At 65.9% G+C, this 15,262-nt stretch carries 16 protein-coding genes; 8 read left to right on the top strand and 8 right to left on the bottom strand.

Annotated features, from left to right (window positions below; translation table 11 throughout):
• Positions 1 to 150: 150 nt before the first annotated feature.
• Both FLG15_RS20815 and FLG15_RS20810 read left to right on the top strand, forming a co-directional pair.
• Positions 151 to 1,227 carry an RluA family pseudouridine synthase gene (locus tag FLG15_RS20815; RefSeq protein WP_209228200.1) on the top strand — a complete coding sequence of 359 codons (1,077 nt, stop codon included), beginning with the start codon at positions 151 to 153 and terminating at the stop codon, positions 1,225 to 1,227.
• A 30-nt stretch (positions 1,228 to 1,257) separates the two neighbouring features.
• Positions 1,258 to 1,950 carry a DUF2306 domain-containing protein gene (locus FLG15_RS20810; protein WP_057678993.1) on the top strand — a complete coding sequence of 231 codons (693 nt, stop codon included), beginning with the start codon at positions 1,258 to 1,260 and terminating at the stop codon, positions 1,948 to 1,950.
• 17 nt (positions 1,951 to 1,967) lie between these two features.
• On the opposite strand, the gene FLG15_RS20805 is transcribed toward FLG15_RS20810, so the two are convergent.
• Complete coding sequence (locus tag FLG15_RS20805; protein ID WP_170922289.1) at positions 1,968 to 2,399, bottom strand: hypothetical protein; 432 nt, start codon at positions 2,397 to 2,399, stop codon at positions 1,968 to 1,970.
• Between the two features lie 317 nt (positions 2,400 to 2,716).
• On the opposite strand from FLG15_RS20805, the gene FLG15_RS20800 reads away from it, so the two are divergent.
• Positions 2,717 to 3,115, top strand: coding sequence for an antitoxin Xre/MbcA/ParS toxin-binding domain-containing protein (locus FLG15_RS20800; RefSeq protein WP_017154772.1), 399 nt, complete (start codon positions 2,717 to 2,719; stop codon positions 3,113 to 3,115).
• A 103-nt stretch (positions 3,116 to 3,218) separates the two neighbouring features.
• Here FLG15_RS20800 and FLG15_RS20795 read toward each other — a convergent pair whose 3' ends face one another.
• Together FLG15_RS20795 and FLG15_RS23640 are read right to left on the bottom strand one after the other, a co-directional pair.
• A complete protein-coding gene (locus FLG15_RS20795) occupies positions 3,219 to 4,826 on the bottom strand; it encodes an alpha/beta hydrolase (protein WP_057678984.1) in 1,608 nt (535 codons plus the stop codon).
• A 168-nt stretch (positions 4,827 to 4,994) separates the two neighbouring features.
• Positions 4,995 to 5,516 carry an XVIPCD domain-containing protein gene (locus tag FLG15_RS23640; RefSeq protein ID WP_342343586.1) on the bottom strand — a complete coding sequence of 174 codons (522 nt, stop codon included), beginning with the start codon at positions 5,514 to 5,516 and terminating at the stop codon, positions 4,995 to 4,997.
• 571 nt (positions 5,517 to 6,087) lie between these two features.
• On the opposite strand from FLG15_RS23640, the gene FLG15_RS20790 reads away from it, so the two are divergent.
• A complete protein-coding gene (locus tag FLG15_RS20790) occupies positions 6,088 to 6,648 on the top strand; it encodes a hypothetical protein (protein WP_237377040.1) in 561 nt (186 codons plus the stop codon).
• Positions 6,649 to 6,808: 160 nt separating this feature from the next.
• Here FLG15_RS20790 and FLG15_RS20785 read toward each other — a convergent pair whose 3' ends face one another.
• Positions 6,809 to 7,915 (bottom strand): type II toxin-antitoxin system RelE/ParE family toxin, encoded by a 1,107-nt coding sequence (locus FLG15_RS20785; RefSeq protein WP_017159727.1) that lies wholly within the window; start codon positions 7,913 to 7,915, stop codon positions 6,809 to 6,811.
• Positions 7,902 to 8,108, bottom strand: coding sequence for a hypothetical protein (locus FLG15_RS20780; protein ID WP_029820588.1), 207 nt, complete (start codon positions 8,106 to 8,108; stop codon positions 7,902 to 7,904). Before FLG15_RS20780 ends, FLG15_RS20785 begins: the two co-directional genes overlap by 14 nt.
• A gap of 270 nt (positions 8,109 to 8,378) precedes the next feature.
• Here FLG15_RS20780 and FLG15_RS20775 point away from each other — a divergent pair, with 270 nt between their 5' ends.
• The gene (locus FLG15_RS20775; RefSeq protein WP_041019583.1) at positions 8,379 to 8,906 is read left to right on the top strand and encodes a CcdC protein domain-containing protein; all 528 of its coding nucleotides are present in this window, start codon (positions 8,379 to 8,381) and stop codon (positions 8,904 to 8,906) included.
• Positions 8,907 to 8,928: 22 nt separating this feature from the next.
• On the opposite strand, the gene FLG15_RS20770 is transcribed toward FLG15_RS20775, so the two are convergent.
• The 3 genes from FLG15_RS20770 to FLG15_RS20760 form a co-directional block, all read right to left on the bottom strand.
• Positions 8,929 to 10,194 carry a phospholipase D-like domain-containing protein gene (locus FLG15_RS20770; protein ID WP_057678985.1) on the bottom strand — a complete coding sequence of 422 codons (1,266 nt, stop codon included), beginning with the start codon at positions 10,192 to 10,194 and terminating at the stop codon, positions 8,929 to 8,931.
• A gap of 123 nt (positions 10,195 to 10,317) precedes the next feature.
• The gene (locus FLG15_RS20765) at positions 10,318 to 10,866 is read right to left on the bottom strand and encodes an RNA 2'-phosphotransferase (RefSeq protein WP_057678986.1); all 549 of its coding nucleotides are present in this window, start codon (positions 10,864 to 10,866) and stop codon (positions 10,318 to 10,320) included.
• Positions 10,867 to 11,030: 164 nt separating this feature from the next.
• Positions 11,031 to 11,864, bottom strand: coding sequence for an SDR family oxidoreductase (locus tag FLG15_RS20760; RefSeq protein ID WP_057678987.1), 834 nt, complete (start codon positions 11,862 to 11,864; stop codon positions 11,031 to 11,033).
• A 100-nt stretch (positions 11,865 to 11,964) separates the two neighbouring features.
• Between FLG15_RS20760 and FLG15_RS20755 the strand changes: the two genes are divergently transcribed.
• From FLG15_RS20755 to FLG15_RS20745, 3 genes are all read left to right on the top strand, one after another.
• A complete protein-coding gene (locus tag FLG15_RS20755; RefSeq protein WP_057678988.1) occupies positions 11,965 to 12,867 on the top strand; it encodes a LysR family transcriptional regulator in 903 nt (300 codons plus the stop codon).
• A 117-nt stretch (positions 12,868 to 12,984) separates the two neighbouring features.
• A complete protein-coding gene (locus tag FLG15_RS20750; RefSeq protein ID WP_057678995.1) occupies positions 12,985 to 13,533 on the top strand; it encodes a YdeI/OmpD-associated family protein in 549 nt (182 codons plus the stop codon).
• Positions 13,534 to 13,646: 113 nt separating this feature from the next.
• Positions 13,647 to 15,008 carry an MFS transporter gene (locus FLG15_RS20745; RefSeq protein ID WP_150147262.1) on the top strand — a complete coding sequence of 454 codons (1,362 nt, stop codon included), beginning with the start codon at positions 13,647 to 13,649 and terminating at the stop codon, positions 15,006 to 15,008.
• Positions 15,009 to 15,262 lie beyond the last annotated feature (254 nt).

Genomic DNA, 15,262 nt, shown 5'->3' with positions numbered 1-15,262 from the left:
CGAAGGAAGCGCAGAGCCAGTTGCACGTACGCAACGTCAACGGAATCGATGACAGGTGTATTGCAAGCCGCAGCGTCGCGATCGAGGCGTGGCATGGGTGCGATCACACGCATCGTGATTCCAACCTAAGTTCCAGAGCGCCACGCGTCGATGCGGCGCCATCGCGCGGGCGCACATCGCTTCGCGCATGCGGAAGCTGGCGACTGCAGCGATCGACCGATGTTGCAGCGCTGCATGCAATCGCTACATGCAATCGCTGCATGCAGTGCGCCGCCGCATCGCGCGTTACCATGCTGCACTCTCGATCCTGCTGGTATCTCGGCAATGCCCGATGCACCCCGCACCCACAACGGCACGCCGGCCAGCCGCTTCCAGCTGCCTGCCGGCCCGTGGGAGTCGGTCTTCGAGGCGCTGTGCGCGTGTTTTCCGTCGATTACGGCCGAGCGTTGGCGCGATCGCTTCGCACGCGGCCTGGTGCGCGATGCCAATGACCAGGCCTTGGCGCTGTCAGCGCCGTATCGCCTGGGTGCGGAGATCCGCTATTTCCGTGAGGTCGCCGATGAGCCGGTGATTCCGTACGTCGAGACAGTGGTGCACGCCGACGCGCAGTTGGTGGTGGCCTGCAAGCCGCACTTCTTGCCGGTCGCACCGGCCGGCGCTTACGTGCGCGAGACGTTGCTGACGCGACTGGTGCAGCGGCTGGACAATCCGGCGCTGGTGCCGTTGCACCGCATCGATCGCGAGACCGCGGGGCTGGTGCTGTTCTCGGCCAACCCTGCCACGCGCGGGGTCTACCAGGCGCTGTTTCGTGAGCGACGCATCCGCAAGCATTATCTGGCGGTGGCACCACCGCTGCCTGGGCTGACGTTTCCGTATGTGCATCGCAGCCGGCTGGAGCCGGGCGAGCCGTTCTTCCGCATGCGCGAGAGCGTGGGCGAGCCGAACAGCGAGACGGTGATCGAAGTGGTCGCACGCAACGCAGACACCTGGACGTATCGGCTGGAGCCGGTGACCGGGCGCAAGCATCAGCTGCGTGTGCACATGGCCGCGCTGGGCGCGCCGATCCTGCACGACCGGTTTTATCCCGAGCTGGAAGCGCAGCGGCCCGATGATCCGGAGCGGCCGCTGCAGCTGTTCGCCCATACGCTGGCATTCGATGATCCGATGACCGGTGAGCCAAGGCACTTCACCGCCACGGTGGGGCCGATGCACTCTAAGGCCGGCTGACCGAAGGAGCCGGGCATGCAAGTTGATCCGATGCGCGATGGTGTTGCGGTCTCTCGTGACCGGCGGTCGGTCAGCGTGCTGCGGGCCCTGCTCTGGCTTGCGCTGGCCGTATTCGCCGGTGAGTTCGTGCACCATGTGTATCTGAAATATGCCGCGCTGGATTCGCCGGCATATGGCATGTTCCTGACACGCCGCGGTTGGTTGTGGTGTCACCTCGGCGGCGGTGCGGTGGGCATTGCGCTTGGCACGTTGCAGTTCGCCACGCAACGCTTGCGCAATCAGCTATGGGTGCATCGCTGGGTTGGGCGGGCGTATGTCGCCGGCATGCTGGTGGCAATGATCGGCGCAACCGTACTGATTGCCACTTCGCCCGCGCCGACGGTGATTCGCGTTGCCTTCGCGGCGACGGAAGTGGCATGGGTGGGGGTGGCATGTGCCGGCCTGCTGGCCATCGGCCGCGGGCAGCTCGACCGGCATAGGCGCTGGATGGTGCGGGCCTACTTGGTGACCCTGGCGCCGGTGGTGTTCCGCATCGCGCTCTACGCAGCGGTTGGGGCTGGGGTCGTGCCTTCGCCCGGCACGATCGCCGCGCTGCTCTGGGCGAGCTGGGCAGTGCCGGTGCTGATCCACGTGGCCGCCACCAGCGTGGCACGGACCAGGCCCTGGCGCAGGCGCATCGCTGCGCCCCGCCAGGTGCCGCGCTCGTCATCGACGCGCGGCTGAAACGCGCTCGGTATGCCTCAACGCACCTTGTACAACACCGCCGCACCCGGCCGGGGCTCGAACATCGGCACGGTCTGCTGCTTGAGCGCGGTGCCCTTGGCGTCCCACACCAGGGTCTCGGTGGGGTATTCGTCCTTGCGGGTCATGCTGTCGATCTGTTTGGCGATGACGGTGGATCCGGCTTTCACTTCCGGGTTCCAGGCGAACACGCCCAGGCGGCCGTAGAACACGGCCGGTGCTGCGGCGTCCAGGCGACGGTCGGGGCACATCACCAGGCCGCGTTCCAGCATCACGCGCAGCGCGCCGACCGGGACGGCCTTGACGGTGGGCGTGGTGCGTTCGGTGCTGTGGCCGGGGCAGACATTGGCCGAGCGGGTGAGCATGTCTTCGACCACCTGACGGTCGGACTGCGCCAGCGCCGGCAGCGCAGCGGTGGACAAGGCAAGCATGGCAAGGGCGGATTTCCAGGGCATCTGACAACTCCTCATGAGATGAGACTCCAACACGGCAGCCCATGCACGCGCGGGCTGCTGCCAATGACACGCCCGGATGCTAGCAACCGCTGCGTTAAGCACTGCGAAGGCAGGCAGCGGGGGCGACGCCGTGCAGGCAATACGCTGGCCCTGCGCGTGTTCCATGCCGGGCGGCCGCGCCGCGCTGCAGAACGCAACGGCCGCTGACGCGCCTGGCGGCTGTCAGGAGTCTCCCGATTGAGCGGCAGCAGCGGCCCGGGTAGCGTGCGCGCACGTACTCAGACGGACACCCCATGGAACGCGCCGACCTTATCGCAGCAGTGCTGACCGGCATGCGGCGCGCCGAAGATTTTCGCGCGCAGGGCGCGCTCTACAGCACCGCGCACAGTGAGCAGATGCAGGTGGACCACGGCAAGGCGGCCGACGCCGAGCTGGTGCTGTCGATGTTTGCGTTCACCCCCGAACACCTGAAGTTGCTTGGCACCGCCGGCATCGAAAACCTGGGCGAAATCGTCTGCCACGCATGGGCCTTGAACGGTGGCAACAACGAGGCGCTGATCCGCTGGTTTCGCCAGCCCGTGAATGCCCTCGATGGCCAGACGCCTGCGGCAATGGTGCGCGACGGGCGCATCCAGGTGCTGTTGCTGGTGCTGCGCCAGCAGGTGGAATGGGAATTGCCGCGCTCAGCCTGATGCCCGATGGACACCACCGCGCATGCGATGTGGCAGGCGCGGTGCGGTTGCATCAGGCGGTGCACGCGCGCAGCGCTGCGTGCACCGCAGTGATCTCAGCCGCTCACCGCCTTGGTCGCGCCACTGCGTACATTTCTGCGGCGATCTTCTTCATCAGCGCGTCGTTGTCGTCGCCCTCGGCGTAGAGATCGAAGTGGGTGCGGCCTTCCAGATAGCGGAAATCGCTCTTGGCGCCCAGGCCATCCAGCACCGCCTGGAATTTACGCGCCGCGCCATCCAGATAGAACGTGTCGGCGGTGCCGACGATCAGGTGAATCTTGCCGTCCAGGTCGGGCTTGAGCGTGGGCCACTGCGCGGCCACGCGCGCGGAAATGTCGTAGTGGGTACGCCAATAGGCCACCACGGCCGGGTCCACCTTGCCGGTGTCGCGGTCGAACATCGGCAGCGGCCGGCCGTCGGCGCCGCGCGGCGAAAAGACCCACTCGAACGAGGTGAGCTGGCCGCCGTACGGACCGAGCACGCGTTCGAGCTTGGCGAAGGTTTCCAGATCGGCCAGCACCTTGCCGTGATCGCGGATCAGCGGGAACTGGCTGCCATCGGCGCGGCGGTAGACGTTGGCGTTGGGCGCGTACAAATCCGGACCGGTGAAGTCGCGGAAATCGCTGGAATCCGGCGAGGTGGACCAGGTGCCGCCGAAGAGTTTGGGGTAGCGCGTCTGCAACCACAGCGTGGCCCAGCCGCCGGACGAATGCCCGTTCAAGAAGCGGCCACTGGCCTTGCCGTCCATCTTGTACTGGCGCTCGAGCGCGGGAATCAACTCTTCGGTGAGCGCGGTGCCCCACGGGCCGTTGTTGACCGAATCGGCGAACTCGTGGGTGCCGGTGGGCGTGGACTGATCCAGGAAGACCCAGATCATCGGCGGTATCTGATTGGCCGCCATCAGGCGCCAGGTGGAGGCAATGCTGCCGGCGAAGCGGTTGTAGTTACCGCCGAAGCCATGCGTGACATACACGGTGGGATAGCGCGTGGCGGCCTTGGCGTTGTAGCCGGGCGGCGTCAGCACACGGGCGCGCAGCGACACCGGCCGGCCCCAGAACGCGCTGAGCGATGGGCTCACCATCGAGGCATCGGCGCTATGCAGCCTGGCTTCGGGCACGGCGTCGCGTACCGCCTGCGGCGCGCGCGGCGAGACCTGCCACGGATCGTCCGAAACCGGCACCTGCTTGCTCAAGGTCAGCGCCGGCAGCGGCTTGCCCTGGGCAAGGGTCACGGCGGTGACCTCGCTCAGCAGGTCGCCGCCATCGCGGCCGCTGTAGCCGTAGCTGTGGTCCGGGTCCAGCACGGCCTGGAACAGATAATCGCCGGCCGGCAGCGCAGAAAAGCCACGCGGGAAGGCGATGTTGTCCAGATCGATCTGCACGCTGCCGCCCGGCGCAAGCGCGGTGACATCCTGCGCGGCCACCGCGGTGGCGGTGGGACGGAACGGGTTGGTATCCACGTCTTCGACCTTGCCGTCCTTGGCCTGCGCCTGCGCGTCCTTGGCCAGGGTGGCGAACACCAGCAGGCGCCCGGACGTGGCCTGGTCGGTCGCCCCGCCCAGGGTGACGCGCAGCAGGCGATGCGCCGCCAGCGGCTCGGCGGCGTGTACGGCATAGGCACACAACAGGCCGACGGCCAGGCCCAGGCGTGGGGCAAGACGATGCAGGGACATGCAGATCCTTTGAGACGCAGATGGATGGAGTGGGCGCAATGGCCCTGCGCAAACTGTAGCCAGTTCCAGGCTGGACGCGTACTGCAATCGCGAGGTCTGGTCTCCGTATCCGACCTGCATGGCGTGGAGGGCTCCTCAGGCGGAGCGAGCAACGGGAGTGGTCGCGAATCAGCAAGTCCGGTGCGGGGTGGGCATCCAGAGCTGCCGACACCGGCCGCCACGCAGCCCAAATGAGCAACGCCGACGCGCCAAACAGCCTGGACCTATGGCTGGACGCGTACGGCGTCTGTGAGCTACGGGAGCAAGGCCATACAATTGCTCCCCCACCTGCTGCTCACCGCATTCCAAGCGCGCCATGACTTGGTTGATCCACTGCGCGCGATGCCTCTTGCGTAGAGGCCTGCACGACCCGCTGATTTGCAACGTCGGGTTTCTGCAGGTTTTCGGCCAAGGGGTGCTCGACGGCCTCGGCTTTGTCACATGTGTGCGCAATACATCCAGGTCGTTCCCGGGGTTTTTGTACGCCGCAAAAACATTGCCGTTCGTTTGACTGGGAATGATGTCCTGGATCTCGGGTAGAAGTGGGCGATTGAATTTGGCCTGGACCGCGAGGGCACCGGCAATGCGTTGCTTGTCTTGCTGGTTGGTGTAGACGCCCGCCTCCGGGCCGAGCTTGTCGAGCCCCGCCAATGCGTGCTTGAACAATGGGTCATCGCGCAGCCGCGCTTCCTGCTGCGGATCAAGGGGATTCCACCTGCGCTCTACAACTCCTGATGGGTGATCAATAGCTGAGCTGGATCGTCAGGGCTGCCCTGGCGAGATTGATTCTTCGCCACATTCAAATACGCGCATCGGGATATTCCTGCAATCCAAGCTTCTCCAATGGGCCATCAAACTTCACTGGAATCACCGGCAATTGCAGGCCCCCAAGCGCTTCAAGTAGTGCGTCGACTGAGGTTCGATGTGAGCATCGCCGTATTCGCGTCCAAACTCCACACTGCATCACGCAACGACGTCGTTGAGACGATTTGCCGGGTTTGCGATGGGATGGTCTTCAACGATGACTACACCAGCGACGTGGCGAGCTGGTGGCGTAAGTGTGGTGTTCCCGCACACACGCATGTCGTCATCGAACGCAATCGATCATCTGCCGCGTGGCGTTATGCACAGGTGCCGTTGCGACTGTCCATCCAAGGCGCAAGCGGCAGCCGGCGAACGGCCGCTGTCGGTCCCTTGCATCACACATGAAGGAGCGATCGAAATGACACACAAAACCAACTCTCGCGGTGCCTTTGCGGCAGGCGGCCTCTCCCTCGTGGTGGCCGCGTTGTGTATGGATGCTGCCATCGCAGCACCGGTCATCGGGAAGGAAACGGTCACGCTGAACCATGTCTTTGCCACCTTGCAGACCGGCCAGGAAGACAGGAAACCCGAAGACATTGCGGCGTGTCGCAAGCAGGTTGCGGCAGCCAGTTCCAGATATCTGGGAATCGCGGTCACCAGCAAATACTCCATCGACGCACAAACGCTGATCATGAGCGCCTCGTCGTCGCTTCCCTCACCCGTCGCGACACAGCCGCTGATGTTGACGGTGCCGCTGTCCCCGTTGGGTTTGTCTGGCGAGTATGCCTTCGGTGCATTTCGACCGAGCGTTTTGCCGAATACGTATGTGCTGTTTTCGGTCGGGCTGAATTTCAAGGGCCCCAAGTCTTCGGTGCTCGTCCTCAACAGCGACAAACCCTATAACTGCCTGGTCACCAGCGATCCGGCACCTTTCAATGGAACACTGAGCACGCAGCTAGGCAAAGACCAAGGGCGCTGATCTCTGCCAGATGCCGATTGCCGCCGAACGCGCTGGTTAAATAGTCGACGCGTTCGGTGGCGGTGCGCGCGATGGGCAAGGTGACAGCGATTTTCGGTAATGGTTTCTGCAGGACAGCCGGATTACTTGCAGTGCTGTGTGGCAGACACAGATCCACGCATCAGCGATACGGCCCCGGCCCACGCCAGACCGGTTCGCCCTGGCGGTAGACCTCCATCATGTTGATGACTTCGCGCGCGTCGCCGATGGACTTCAGTTCCGGCGAATCCGGGGGCAGCAGGCGGCATTTGCTGGAGCCGCGTTTGAGCGCGACATCCAGCGGGCAGATCATGCGTTGCTGGGTGCCGGGCAGGATGATGGCGATCTCCTGCATGCCTTGTTCTTTCCAGGCGCGCAGCTGGGTTTCGCTGCGCACGTCGTAATAGACCTGGAATCCGCCGATGTCCAGGCTGGGCTGGGCGTTGTTGCGGTCGTTGCGGCGGCCCTGGCTGATGGTGGGGGTATTGGCCATGCCGTCTTCGGCGCCGTCGGCGGGTTCGTCGAGCATGCCTGGCGGGCGGCCGGTCCAGGTGTCCGGGCGGCGCTGGGCAGATGCCGCCGGCGGTGCGGGCGGTTGCGGCGGGGTGGGCCGTTGCTGGCGACGCGGCTGGCGGCGTTCGGCCAGGCTGCCCTGTGCGGTATCGCCCTGCGGCGGCACCGGATTTTTGGCTTGCTGCACCAGCGTGGACTGCACCGGCGAGGCCGCCGGTGGCGGCTGCACGGGCGTGGCTGTCGGAGGGACCGGGGTGGGCGAGGGCACCGGCTGATCGGGCTGGGAGGTGTCGCCGACAAAATCCACCTTGATGCGTCCGCCGCTGGCCGAGCCCTGCGGTGGCGTCATGGTGGGGGTGGAGGCCGACAGCAGGATCAGCAACATCAGCACGTGCAGCAGCGCGCTGATCAGCGCGGCAATCCACGGTTCGATGCGTTCGATCAGCGGTTCGGTGCGGGGCAGCCAGTCGCTGGCATCCAGATGGACGTGCAGCACCTGCAGGGCGCCGTCGCGTACGCGGTAGACCAGCACGTACGGGGTTTGCTTGACCACCCATTCGCGGGTGCCGGGCACGCGGCCAGCGCGACCACGGCCCGGTTGCTCGGCCAGGGTGCGCGTGGCGTCCAGCACCTGTCGCGCCATTGCGGCAGCGGCGGTCGGGTTGAGCGCGTGGTAGTGATCCTGGGCGTGTGCAAGCTGCGTGGCGGCCGGGACGGTCCAGTCACGCCGTAACATCAACGCCCCATCTGGCGAACAGTGCGCTCACCTGTGCCGGAGCCGTCAACGCGCCCTGATCTGCAGCGGCAATGCCGTCCTGCACCGCGGCCTGGAAGCTGGCATCGGCCACGACGCGGACCACGTCACTCCATCCAGCCGTCTCGGGCAGCGTGTCGATCAGCATGTGGGCGTCTTGCTTGATGGCGGACATGGCACGGCGATGGGGGAGCACTGCGCAAGTCTACCCGGGCCGCTCCTGTTCGCGTGTGGCAGGCGCAGGCGCCGGCGTGCGGCGTTCACCGGCCAGGCGGCAAGCGCCTGCGCGGCAGCGGCCTGGGTGACGTACAGCCGTTACCGCAGGCTCGGTGCCAGGCGACCGGCGGGGCCGCCGCCTGCAGAAAGTGACACTTGGCACCTTGTTCGTGCCCGCGGCGGGTTTCATTCTGCGTGGGTCGCTTCACTCATCCGCAAAGGACTCGCCATGCCCGCCGCTGCCATCGCACCCCTGACGCCGTATCTCTCGATGGCCGCCATCGGCTACCTCTACTACCGCCGCATCCGGCGCAGCTTCGGCCGGCAGCAATGGAAGCCGGTGGCCACGGCGGTGCGCAGCGCGGTGCTGCTGATCGCACTGGCAGCACTGGCGTTCGCGGTGTACGGGTTGCCGCAGGTGCGGCTCGGCATTGCCGCAGGCGCGCTGGTGGGCATCGGCCTGGGTGCGCTGTCGCTGCGCTACACGCATGCCGAATGGGTGGAAGGCCAAGGCTGGTACACGCCCAATCCCTGGATCGGCGGCGGTTTGACGCTGGTGCTGCTGGGGCGCCTGGCCTGGCGCTGGGCCGATGGCGCGTTCACTGCCGGTGCGGCGGCGGCCGGTTCGCAGGCCAGCCCGCTGACCCTGGGAATTGCCGCCGCACTGGTGCTGTATTCGCTGGTGCACGTCAGCGGGCTGTGGTGGCGGCTGCGGCAGCTGCGCACTCGTGCAGTCCTGGCAAGGCCGGCGCTCTAGGCGCGGCCACCGGCACGCGCGCTCACACCTGCGAGCGGAACGGGAATACCAGTTTCTCGCCAAGCTTCTGCCGCAACGGCCGCGCGCGCCAGCGCTCCAGCGAATACTGCTCGGCACGTTGCAGATCGCGTTCGAACACCTCGGTCATGCGTGCGGCCAGCGTGCGGTCGTAGACGTTCAGGCTGGCCTCGTCGTTGAGGCGGAACGAGCGGATGTCGAAGTTGGTCGAGCCCACCGACACCAGCAGGCCGTCGATGATCAACAGCTTGGTGTGCAGCATGGTGGGCTGGTATTCGTGGATTTCGATGCCGGCCTGCAGCAGCGGCTCCCAGCTGGCCTTGGATGCCAACCGCACCGACACCGCATCGATATGCTTGCCGGGCAGCAGCACGCGAATGTGCACGCCGCGTGTGCGTGCTTGGAGCAGCGAGCGGGTGATCAGGGCGTCGGGTACGAAATACGCTGCCGCCAGGTCGATGGTGCTGCGTGCGGCGGCGATGGCGATCAGATACATCAGGTGCATGCTTTCGCTGCCGCCGGCCGGCGAGGCCACGAACAATTGCGCATCGCTGTCGCCGGCAGACTCCAGCGCCGGGTAATACTGCGCGCCGTTGACCACACGGCCGGTGGTCTTGATCCAGTTGTCGTTGAAGGCGGTCTGCACCTGCGCCACCACCGGGCCCTCAATGCGGTAATGGGTGTCGCGCCAATGGTCCGGGTCCTGCGCATCGCCCATCCACTGGTCGGCCACGCCGACCCCGCCGGTGAAGCCGATGCGGCCATCGATCACCAGCAACTTGCGGTGGGTGCGGTTATTGACGCGGTGCAGGTTGTACCAGGCCAGGGGGCGGTAGCGATGCACCTCCACACCGGCCTCGGTCATGGTGTCCACCAACGCATGGTCCATCTTCAGGCTGCCGCCCCAGTCGATGGTGACCCGCACCTCCACGCCCGCACGCGCGCGCTCGGACAAGGCGTCGCTGAACTCGCGGCCGATCTCGCCCGACCAATAGATATAGGTTTCGAAGGTGATGGTGTGCTGCGCGCTGCGGATGGCCTCGAGCATGGCCGGAAAGATCTCGCGGCCGTTATTGAGCACGTCGATCCTGTTGCCGGGCAGGATGGCCGGTCCCAGCAACACCGACATCTCGCGTTTGAACTGCGGATCGGCAACGTCGTACAGGTGCTTGGGGATGTGCTCGAGCTTTTTCTCCGGCGTGGCGAAGTTGAGCAGCAGCAGCCCTACCAGCAAGGTGACCGCCACGGCGGCCACGATGATCCATGTCATGCATCCCACTCCGAAGTCCCGCCACTGCGGGCGCAAGCGGCCGGCATTTTGGCAAGGCCGGTGGCATGGGGTTTGTGAAGGGGCAGCAGTGCAGCAGCTGGCGTGTACGCGATCTGCTGCTTGTCACTCCACCACATGCAAATAGGTAGGCGGTACATGCGGCGTCAGCCAGACGCCGTTGTCGGCCTGGTAAAACACCCAGCCGTCTTCGTGCATCTGCAGGCTGTGCACACACAGCACAGTGGGTACGCCATGACGTGCGCCGACCGTGGTGGCGGTCTTGGGATCAGCGGACAGATGCACATGATGGCGTTGCCCGGGCTGCAGGCCTTGGGCAAGGATCGCCTCGAGAAAGCGGGTCGCGGTGCCGTGGTACAGCATTGACGGCGGTGTGCGCGCCACATGCGTCAGGGCGACGGCCGCAGTGGAGTGGCCTTGGACTGCGCGGATTTGCCGACCATCGGCAGACAGCGCAAAGCGCTGCTTGTCGCTGCTGGAGACCACTGCACGGATCAGGCCTGCATCCAGCGCCGTCCCAGCGGCAGTGGCGGCAGTGATCAGGGCATCGATGTCGGCCCATCCTTCGCGATCCAGTGCCAGCCCGATGGACTGCGGCGCATGGCGAAGGACATAGCTGAGGAACTTGCTGGTTTCGGTGTGCAGCGAACGCATATGCAGTGCTGGGGTATGGTGCGTGGATGCGAGTCTACTGCCGCGCGCTGCGGCAGGGCGCACTCGCTGCACGATGCGCGACATGCGACATGCGACATGCGACACGTGGCTGCGGGCGGCGCCCGCGCAGGCGCACATCCTCATCCACTTCCGCGTCTGCCGCATCACGGTGGCGGGCTGTCGGTCGACAGGGCAATGCCGCGTTGCGCCTCGAGTTCGGCCAAGCGGGCGCCCAGGGCCTGCCGGATGGAATGGTAGGCGCTGGCACCCATCACCAGGCGCCGCGGTGGCGGGGCGTGTTCGGTGCTGGCGATCATCGCGTCGACCATGCGTTGCGGGTCGCCCGCAATGACCCAGCTGCCATCGTCCAGTGCGCGGCTGAGCGCCCCGACCGGCGTGTCGGCGTAGTTGGCAGGGATGTCGGTACGCACCAAGGCGGCACCGAAATTGGTGCGGGCCGGGCCGGGTTCGGCCAGGGTGAAGTGGATACCGAAGCCGGCCACTTCCTGCTGCACAGCCTCGACGAAGCCTTCGATGCCCCACTTGCTGGCGTGGTACAGGCTGAAGCCGGGATAGGCGATCTGCCCACCTTCCGATGACACCTGCACCACGTGCCCGCCGCCCTGCTGGCGCAGCCGCGGCAACACTGCCTGGATCAATGCGATGGAGCCGATGAGGTTGGTGTCGATGATCGCGCGGACCTGCGCCTCGGTGGCGGCCTCGGCCGCGCCCAACGTGCCGTATCCTGCATTGCTGACCACCACATCGATGCGGCCCAGTGCTGCGAATGCCTGCGCCACCGCTGCGTGCACGGCTGCAAAGTCGCGTACGTCCAGCTGCAGCACCGTCGCTGCATCGCCATACCGGGCCTGCAGATCGGCCAGCGCCTGTGGTGTGCGGACGGTGGCAACGATCCGATCGCCGCGCGCCAGCACGGTCTCTGCCAGCAGGCGGCCGAAGCCGGACGATGCGCCGGTGATGAGCCAGGTCTTGGACATGGGAGTGGCCTTGTTCGCTGAAGGAAGGCGCACTCTAGGAAACGGGCATTGCTGGGTCTATGCCATAAAATTCGAATGACTTGATGCGGTTTTGCCACCAATGTCCAAGCCCAGCTTCAACGATCTGGTCGCCTTCACTGCGGTGGCCACGCACCGCAGCTTTCGGCGCGCCGCCGCCGAGGTGGGCTTGGCGCCGTCCTCGCTCAGCCATGTGATCAGCGCACTGGAGCGCAATCTCGGCGTGCGCCTGTTGCACCGAACCACCCGCAGCGTGTCGTTGACCGAAGCCGGCGAGCGCCTGTACGCAAGGCTGGTGCCGGCGCTGCAGGAGATGGACCACGCGTTGCTGGCGCTGGACGATTTCCGTGGCGGGCCCACCGGCACGGTACGCATCAACGCACCGGAAGTGGTGGTGCAGGTATTGCTGCAGCAGGTGGTGCCGCACGTGCTGGCGCGCCACCCGGCGCTATCGGTGGATCTGGTGAGCGAAGGCCGGCTGGTGGATATCGTGGCTGCAGGATGCGATGCCGGCATTCGCTTCAGCGAGTCGGTGCCGCAGGACATGGTGGCGGTACCGTTCGGTGGGCCCACGCGTTTCCTCGCCGTCGCGGCGCCGGCCTATCTCGCGCGCGCCGGGATTCCACCAACGCCCGATGCCTTGCACCGGCATGCCTGTATCCGCCATCGCATGCCCAGCGGCAGGCTGTACCACTGGGAGTTCGAGCGCCGTGGCGAGGAAGTGGTGATCGATGTGCCCGGGCGGCTCACCCTGGACCAGATCGCGCCGATGCGCGAGGCGGCCGAAGCCGGTCTGGGCATCGCCTACGTGCCCGAGTATGCGGTCAGCGTGGCCCTGCAACGCGGCACGTTGGTGCCTGTGCTGGAAGCATGGTGTCCGACCATTCCGGGGCTGGTGCTGTACTACCCGGGGCATCGGCATCTTCCGCCGGGTCTGCGCGCCTTTATCGAGACGCTCAAGGAGCTGCTGCCGCAGCACGGCTGAAGCGCACGGCACGGCTTACGACCATGGCGCTGCCTGCGCTACCTGCGCGATCACGCGTGCGCCAACGCGCGGCAGCCAACGGCAGAGCGCGGGTGTGTGCAGTGCTATGGTTCGCGCATGCGTGCGGCCGCCGCCATCCGGTTCACTGCCACCTTGCTGCAACCGGCAACCCCGGCCGATGCCACCTGGCTGTTTCTGCTACTGCCTGCAGCAGCGAGCGACGCGTTGCCCACGCGCAGCATGGCGAGCGTCACCGGCACGCTGGCCGGGCACCCACTGCAGGCGACGCTGCAGCCGGACGGGCGGGGCGGGCACTGGCTGACGATCGAACGTGCCCTGCAGCAGGCAGCCGGTGTTGCCGCCGGCCAGACGGTGGCGCTCGTGTTGACGCCGGTTGCCGAAGAGCCCGAGCCGGTCGTGCCGGACGATCTGCACGCAGCGCTAGCCGCGCATCCGGCCGCGCGTGCGACCTGGAACGACATCACCGCGGTGGCGCGGCGCGATTGGATCTTCTGGGTCGTGTCCGGCAAACAGGCCCAGACGCGGGGCAAGCGCATCGCCACCGCTTGCGCCATGCTGGCTTCGGGCAAGCGACGTGCGTGCTGTTTCGATCGCTCCGGCAAGTACAGCCACGCGCTGGCGGCACCCACGCCAAAAGCGGGCTGAAGCAGGCGGTCAGGTGGGCGATTTGCCGCCACCCATAAGCCAAAATGCTTACATGCGTCACACAAGCGCGCACCTATACTCCGGGGCTGTCCCACCGAAGAGGTTCTGACCGCATGAGCGCACCCCCATCGTCTCCGATCGCTGCCGGTTCTGGCACGGCTGCCGTCAGCCTTCGCCGCTCGGTGTCCAACACGCTCAAGGGCTCGGCCGGCAACCTCGTCGAGTGGTACGACGTCTACGTCTATTCGGTGTTCGCCACCTACTTCGAGTCGCAGTTCTTTTCCAAGGAAGACAAGAACGCCACCATGTTCGTGTGGGCGATCTTTGCGATGACGTTCTTGATGCGCCCGATTGGCGCCTGGTATTTCGGCCGCTTCGCCGACCGTTATGGCCGCCGGCTGGCATTGACCATTTCGGTGTCGGTGATGGCGCTGTGCTCGTTCGTCATTGCGATCACGCCCACGGTGGCCACGATCGGCATCGCTGCGCCGATCATCTTGTTGGTGGCGCGCCTGCTGCAGGGCTTTGCGACCGGTGGCGAATACGGCACCAGCGCCACGTACATGTCCGAGGCGGCGATTCCCGGCCGGCGCGGCTTCCTGTCGTCGTTCCATTACGTGACGCTGGTGGGCGGGCACGTGCTGGCACAGACCACCTTGCTGATCATGTTGCATTTCTTCGATGCCTCGCAGGTCTCCGAATGGGGCTGGCGCGTGGCGTTCGGGCTGGGTGGCATCGGCGCGTTGGTGGTGTTCTGGCTGCGCCGCACGATGGACGAGTCGCTGAGCTCCGAATCCATCGCCGATTCGCGGACCGGCAAGGCCAAGGCTTCCGGTTCGATGCGCGAATTGTTCGTCAATCAGTGGCGCCCGCTGCTGTTGTGCTTCCTGATCACCGCCGGCGGTACGATCGCGTTCTACACCTATTCGGTCACCGGGCCGAAGATGATCCAGACCGCGTTCGCCGGTGGCGACGTGATGGCCGGCACCATCATCAACCTGGTGGCCCTGACCGTGCTGATGCTGATGCAGCCGGTCGGCGGCTGGTTGTCGGACATCGTCGGGCGCAAGACCTTGCTGGTGTTCTTCGGCATCGGCGGCGTGCTCTACACCTGGTTCCTGGTGATGGAACTGCCCAAGCAGACCGATTGGCTGACCGCGTTCGCGATCCTCACCGTGGGCTTTGTGATCCTGACCGGCTACACCTCGATCAATGCAGTGGTGAAGGCGGAATTGTTCCCCACCCACGTGCGCGCGCTGGGTGTCGGCCTTGGCTACGCGTTGGCCAATTCGGCCTTCGGCGGAACCGCGCCGTTGCTGTACCAGGCCTCGTTGAAGACCAACCATGTGACCGAGTTCGTGATCTATGCGACGGCGGTGATCGCGGTGTCGTTGGTGGTCTACATGTTCTTCCTGACCAACAAGGGCAGCAACTGGCTGGACAACGAAGCAGCGATGCATCAGCGCAAGCGGTGATGCGTGCGCGCGGGCAGAGCCCTTCCCTTCTCCCTGCGGGACATTGTCCCCCTTCATGGGGGAGAAGGTGCCCCGAAGGGGCGGATGAGGGGCGCCTCAGGTGATTGGCATACCGAGCGTGGTAAACGCGTCGCCACGCGCCGCCAAAGTGAAGCATCGATGCTGCGGTCGTGCATTGGTAGCCAAACCCTCAGCTCAACCCCCGCTCCGCGCCCCGGTCCGCACTAGCAGCGCGGGCGCTGCAAGACACGCGC

The organism is Xanthomonas phaseoli pv. dieffenbachiae, assembly GCF_008639345.1.
Classification (GTDB): Bacteria; Pseudomonadota; Gammaproteobacteria; order Xanthomonadales; family Xanthomonadaceae; genus Xanthomonas; species Xanthomonas phaseoli.
The sequence above is the reverse complement of the archived record's forward strand: the minus strand, read 5'-3'. Positions and strand labels throughout refer to the sequence as shown.